The following is a 4,947-nucleotide window of genomic DNA, read 5'->3' as shown; positions in this document are numbered from 1 at the left end:
GGCGCGCAAGCGGTACCTTCTCGCCCCGGCGGGAGAGGGGCTCAAGCGCGTTTGCTAGTTACGCGGCGGCAGCTGCAGCTTCGGGCTTGCCCAGTACACCGGCGACGAAGTTGCGGATTTCCGCATCCTGGGCGTTGTCGAAGAAGCACTGCTGGAAACGCTCGCCGCCGATGGCCTGCTTGATCAGCTCCGGGTCGATGGCGCGCAGGCCGTCGAGGTAGGACTTGGCGGTGGCCTGCTTGACCTGGGTCAGGATGCCGGCGTTGGCGGCCTGCGATTCGCGACGTTCGGCCGGGTAGCCCAGGCCGCGCTCGCCGCTGAAGGCCTTTTCGAAGATGTAGCGCACGTTGATTTCCGCGCCCCAGCCGTAGCCCTTGGCGAATGCCAGCGACAGCGCGTTGCCGTTGTTGACCTGCGCGAACAGGTAGGCGTCGGTCGGCTCGATGCAGTAGCCGCAGAACACGCCCGGGTGCGCGTTGAGCGACATCATGGCGCCCTGGCCGGTGCCGCAGCCGGCGACCACGAAGTCCACCGCTTTGGAGTTCAGCAGCAGGCTGGCGACGATGCCCAGGTGGATGTAGGTCAGGCGGTGATCGTTGTCGCCGTCCATGCCGACGTTGAACACGCTGTGGCCCTGCTCGCTGGCGACGTCGTTGAGCTGCTGCAGGATCACCGGGTTCTTGGCGGCCTGGCTAAACTCGTTCATGAGTGCGATTTTCATGGGAATGCTCCGATTGGTTGGGGAAGAGTGGTTCGGAAAAAGATGAAGGCAATGGTGCTGCCGCGAGGCGTTTTCGGTTGCGCTGCCCGTCCGGGGCGTTGGCAGGCGAGGGCTGCCCTCATCCGCCCTTCGGGCACCTTCTCCCGCAGGCGGGAGAAGGACACCACATCGCAGCAGCACCAGGGGCGGCGGCGGCGCGCGCTGGACGGTGCGCGCCATCGCCGTGCGATCTGGATCAGCGTGCCAGCCAGCCGCCGTCGACCGGGATGATGGCGCCGTTGACGTAATCCGAGGCACTGCTGGCCAGGAACACGGCAGTGCCGCCAAGGTCGGACGGCTCGCCCCAGCGCGCGGCCGGGATGCGATCGAGGATGGCCTTGTTGCGATCCTGGTCGGCACGCAGCTGCGCGGTGTTGTCGGTGGCCATATAGCCCGGCGCGATGGCATTGGTGGTCACGCCCTTGCTGGCCCATTCGTTGGCGAGCAGGCGGGTGATGCCGGCAATGCCGGACTTGCTGGCAGTGTAGGACGGCACCCGGATGCCGCCCTGGAACGACAGCATCGAGGCGATGTTGATGATCTTGCCGCGGCCCTGGGCGATGAAGTGGCGGCCGGCGGCCTGCGCCATGAAGAACGCCGACTTCAGGTTGACGTTGAGCACGTCGTCCCAATCCTGCTCGCTGAAATCGACCGCGTCGGTGCGGCGGATCAGGCCGGCGTTGTTGACCAGGATGTCCAGCCCGCCCAGCCCGGCGATGGTCTCGTCGACGATGCGCTGCACCGGCTCGATGCTGATCAGGTTGGCTTCGATGGCGAGGAAGCGGCGGCCCAGCGCCTTGACCTTCTGTTCGGTCTCGGTGGGCGCCTGGATGCCGGCGGCGGCGATGTCGGCGCCGGCCTGCGCCAGTGCCAGCGCGATGCCCTGGCCCAAGCCCGTGTTGGCACCGGTGACCAGTGCGACCTTGCCTTCGAGACTGAACGGATTGCTCATTACCTTGTCGCTCCTGCTGGATATGCCGTGATGTGGTGAGTGAACCGCGCGATGCGCGGCCGATTGCATTGTTCAAACGGGTGCAGTGCCGGCGCCTAGCGCGACCGAGGCGACGCCGTGGTGCCGGCCTTGCTGAAACGTGGGCTTACTTGAGCTGGCAGATGTCCAGCACATGCATGTCGGTGTAATCCAGGTTTTCGCCGCCCATCGCCCAGATGAAGGCGTAATTGCTGGTGCCGGCGCCCATGTGGATGGACCACGGCGGCGACACCACTGCTTCGTTGTTCTGGATCACGATGTGGCGCTGCGCGTCGGGCTCGCCCATGAAGTGGTACACGCGGTCGTTGGCGCCAAGGTCGAAATAGAAATACACCTCGCTGCGGCGGTCGTGCAGATGCGGCGGCATGGTGTTCCAGACGCTGCCCGGCTTGAGCACGGTCAGCCCCAGCAGCAGCTGCGAGGACTGGCAGGTGGCCGGCACGATGTACTGGTAGATGGTGCGCTCGTTGCTGGTTTTCAGCGCGCCACGGTCCAGCGCCACCGCATCCTTGATCGACAGCTGCTTGGTCTCGAAGCGCGCATGCGCCGGTGTCGAGGCCAGGTAGAACTTGGCCGGGTTGGCGGCATCGTCCGAGGCGAAGCTGACATCGGTACTGCCCATCGCCACGTACAGGCCGTCCTTCGGCCCCAGCGTGTAGGCGGTGCCGTCCACGGTCACGGTGCCGGCGCCCGCGCCGACGTTGATCACGCCCAGCTCGCGGCGCTCCAGGAAGGCATGACCTGCGGCCGACGCCGGCTCGGTCTGCTTGGGCAGCTCCAGCACGGTGCCCAGGGGTGCGGCGCCACCGAGCACGAAGCGCTCGTAGTGGGTGTATTTGAGGGTCACCGCACCGTCGACGAACAGGCCGTCGAGCAGGTACAGCTCGCGCAGGTCGTCGTTGCTGGCGCCCTTGATGGCGTCCGGGTGGGTGGCGTAGTGGGTCTTGCAGTACAGGGACATGCGCGATCTCCGGGGCAAGCGGGGGAAAGAGGGCTTGCACCGGGGTAGTCTACCGGCTCTGGTTAACCGGTGTCATTGCGCAGTGCAAGATGGAGGTTGAGCCGTGCGCCGGCTTGCCCTTCTCCCGTCGGGAGAAGGTGGCGCGTAGCGCCGGATGAGGGTACGAGTCTGCGTATGGTGTTCGGGTGCGCGGTTTGGTTGGTCGGGCAGAGGCTTATGTGGACCTCCTACCAAGGCTTACGGCTTGGCTTTTTTGGATGGCTGTCTGCCGCCGTACCCTCACCCCAACCCCTCTCCCGCAGGGAGAGGGGCTTTCCACCCCTTCTCCCGTCGGGAGAAGGTGGCGCGTAGCGCCGGATGAGGGTACGAGTCTGCGCGTGGTGTTTGGGTGCGCGGTTTGGTGGTCGGGCAGAGGCTTATGTGGACCTTCCACCAAGGGTTACGGCTTGGCTTTTTTGGATGGCTGTCTGCCGCCTTACCCTCACCCCAACCCCTCTCCCGCAGGGAAAGGGGCTTTGAGCGCTCCGCAGGGAGAGGGGCTTTGTCGCAGTGATCGGCGGACTGCCTTCCCCCGCCTGCGGGGGAAGGTGCCCGAAGGGCGGATGGGGGCCGCCGTGGGCCGACCAAGGCTGCTGTTCTCGCCTTGACGGGCTCCGTCCCGCAAAGTGGAGCGGAAGGCCAGCACCGCGAGGGGTCGCGGCGCGAGGCGCTCAATCTTCCGGCGGTTGGCAGGAGTCGCGCACGATCAGGTGCGGGCGCACGCTGGCGGTGGGCAGTTGCGGGGCGTTGTCCGGCTGGATCAGCATCGCGGCGGCAGTGCGGCCGGTGTCGCGGGTGTGGCGGCGCACCGAGGTCAGCGGTGGCCACAGGCGCGAGGCCAGCGAGCTGTCGTCGTAGCCGATCACCGAGAGCTGGCGCGGGATGCTGATGCCGGCGCGCAGGGCGACCTTATAGATACCGGCGGCCATTTCATCGTTACCGGTGAAGATGGCGGTGGGGCGCTTCTTGCCCAGCAGCAGCTTTTCGGCCGCGGCCACGCCGGATTCGAAGGTGTAGCCGGCTTCCACGATGCGCTCGGGCGGCAGTTCGATGCCGCGCCGGGTCAGTGCATCGGCAAAGCCCGAGGTGCGTTCGATCGAGGAGCGGTAGGCGCTGGGGCCGGTGACCAGGGCGATGTCACGGTGGCCGAGCGAGAGCAGGTAATCGGCAGCCTCGGCGGCGCCGTCGCGATCGTGGGTGATCACCGTCTGCGAGGTGGCGTCCAGCGCAATCGAGGCGATGCGGGTATAGCGGCAGCCGATTTCGGCCAGCATGTCGGCCAGCGCCTGGTCTTCGGAAGCGCGCGGCACCAGGATCACCCCGTGCAACTTCTGCGCCTGCGCAAAGCGGCGCACGCCCTCGATGTAGCCGGGGCTGCGGCTGTCGCAGGGGTGCACCACCAGCTCGAAGCTGGAGCCGCGCAGCGCGTCCAGCGCGCCGTATTGCATGTCCACGATGTACTGGGCGGTGGGGTTGTCGTAGACCATGCCGATCAGGAACGAGCGCCGGAACGCCAGCCCGCGCGCCAGCGGGTCCGGCGCGTAGCCGACCTCGCGCATCAGCGCCTCGACCTTCTCGCGGGTGTCCTGCCGCACCAGCGGCGAGTTGTTGATGATCCGCGACACGGTCTTCTTGGACACGCCCGACATGCGGGCGATGTCGTTGATCGTGGCTACCTTGCCCTTCGGCAGGCCGGGCATTCCCTCTTCAGGCATCTTGCGGGCGGGCATAGCGGTCAACCGTTGAAGTTGATTGGATTCTACCGGCCACAGGGCCGGCAGACCTGAGCGCAGCCTGCCGAGAGCGCAGACCCGCCATGCAGGGCCTGTCGCGGCAGGCCTCGCCGCGGCATGCCCGACGACGCAGAACGGTCAGTCCAGGGCGCGGTAGCGGAAGTTGCGGAACTCCACCTGGCCGGGGCCTGCGGCATACAGCGCCGGTTTCAAGGCCAGGAACTTGCCGGCCACGTTGTGGTGGTAGCCGGACACCTCCATCTGCACCGGGTACTTGGTCCACGTCTTGCCGTCGGTGCTGCTGTGGATGGTGACGATGTGGCGGTTGTTGGTGACCCGCAGCCACAAGCTGCCACCGGTAGCACTGGGCGCCAGCGTGCCGGGGCGTTCTTCGCCGTAGCGGTGCATGACGAAGTTTTCGCCATTACTGCCTACGCCGGCATAGAGCTTGTCGCTGTAGAAC

5 protein-coding genes are annotated in these 4,947 nt (G+C 66.6%); all 5 read right to left on the bottom strand.

Going from position 1 to position 4,947, the window contains the following annotated elements; genetic code table 11:
• Positions 1-58: 58 nt before the first annotated feature.
• Positions 59-721: an RpiB/LacA/LacB family sugar-phosphate isomerase gene (locus tag OZ10_RS19580; RefSeq protein WP_039566719.1), complete on the bottom strand. Its 663-nt coding sequence runs from the start codon at positions 719-721 to the stop codon at positions 59-61.
• A 235-nt stretch (positions 722-956) separates the two neighbouring features.
• A complete protein-coding gene (gene kduD, locus OZ10_RS19575; RefSeq protein WP_039407056.1) occupies positions 957-1,712 on the bottom strand; it encodes a 2-dehydro-3-deoxy-D-gluconate 5-dehydrogenase KduD in 756 nt (251 codons plus the stop codon).
• A gap of 145 nt (positions 1,713-1,857) precedes the next feature.
• Entirely contained in the window at positions 1,858-2,712 is an 855-nt protein-coding gene (kduI, locus tag OZ10_RS19570; protein ID WP_039407053.1) for a 5-dehydro-4-deoxy-D-glucuronate isomerase, read from the bottom strand.
• A 710-nt stretch (positions 2,713-3,422) separates the two neighbouring features.
• The gene (locus OZ10_RS19565; protein WP_029218312.1) at positions 3,423-4,481 is read right to left on the bottom strand and encodes a LacI family DNA-binding transcriptional regulator; all 1,059 of its coding nucleotides are present in this window, start codon (positions 4,479-4,481) and stop codon (positions 3,423-3,425) included.
• A gap of 141 nt (positions 4,482-4,622) precedes the next feature.
• A partial coding sequence (locus OZ10_RS19560) for a DUF1349 domain-containing protein (RefSeq protein WP_039566717.1) occupies positions 4,623-4,947 on the bottom strand: 325 nt, incomplete at its 5' end.

It is taken from the genome of Xanthomonas cannabis pv. cannabis, from assembly GCF_000802365.1.
GTDB lineage: Bacteria > Pseudomonadota > Gammaproteobacteria > Xanthomonadales > Xanthomonadaceae > Xanthomonas > Xanthomonas cannabis.
This window is presented reverse-complemented; position numbering and strand designations above follow the sequence as displayed.

Bases quoted from the DNA above. Each gene is read 5' to 3' on its own strand.
- OZ10_RS19580 (WP_039566719.1), bottom strand. From the start codon at position 721: ATGAAAATCGCACTCATGAACGAGTTTAGCCAGGCCGCCAAGAACCCG.
- kduD (WP_039407056.1), bottom strand. From the start codon at position 1,712: ATGAGCAATCCGTTCAGTCTCGAAGGCAAGGTCGCACTGGTCACCGGT.
- kduI (WP_039407053.1), bottom strand. From the start codon at position 2,712: ATGTCCCTGTACTGCAAGACCCACTACGCCACCCACCCGGACGCCATC.
- OZ10_RS19565 (WP_029218312.1), bottom strand. From the start codon at position 4,481: ATGCCCGCCCGCAAGATGCCTGAAGAGGGAATGCCCGGCCTGCCGAAG.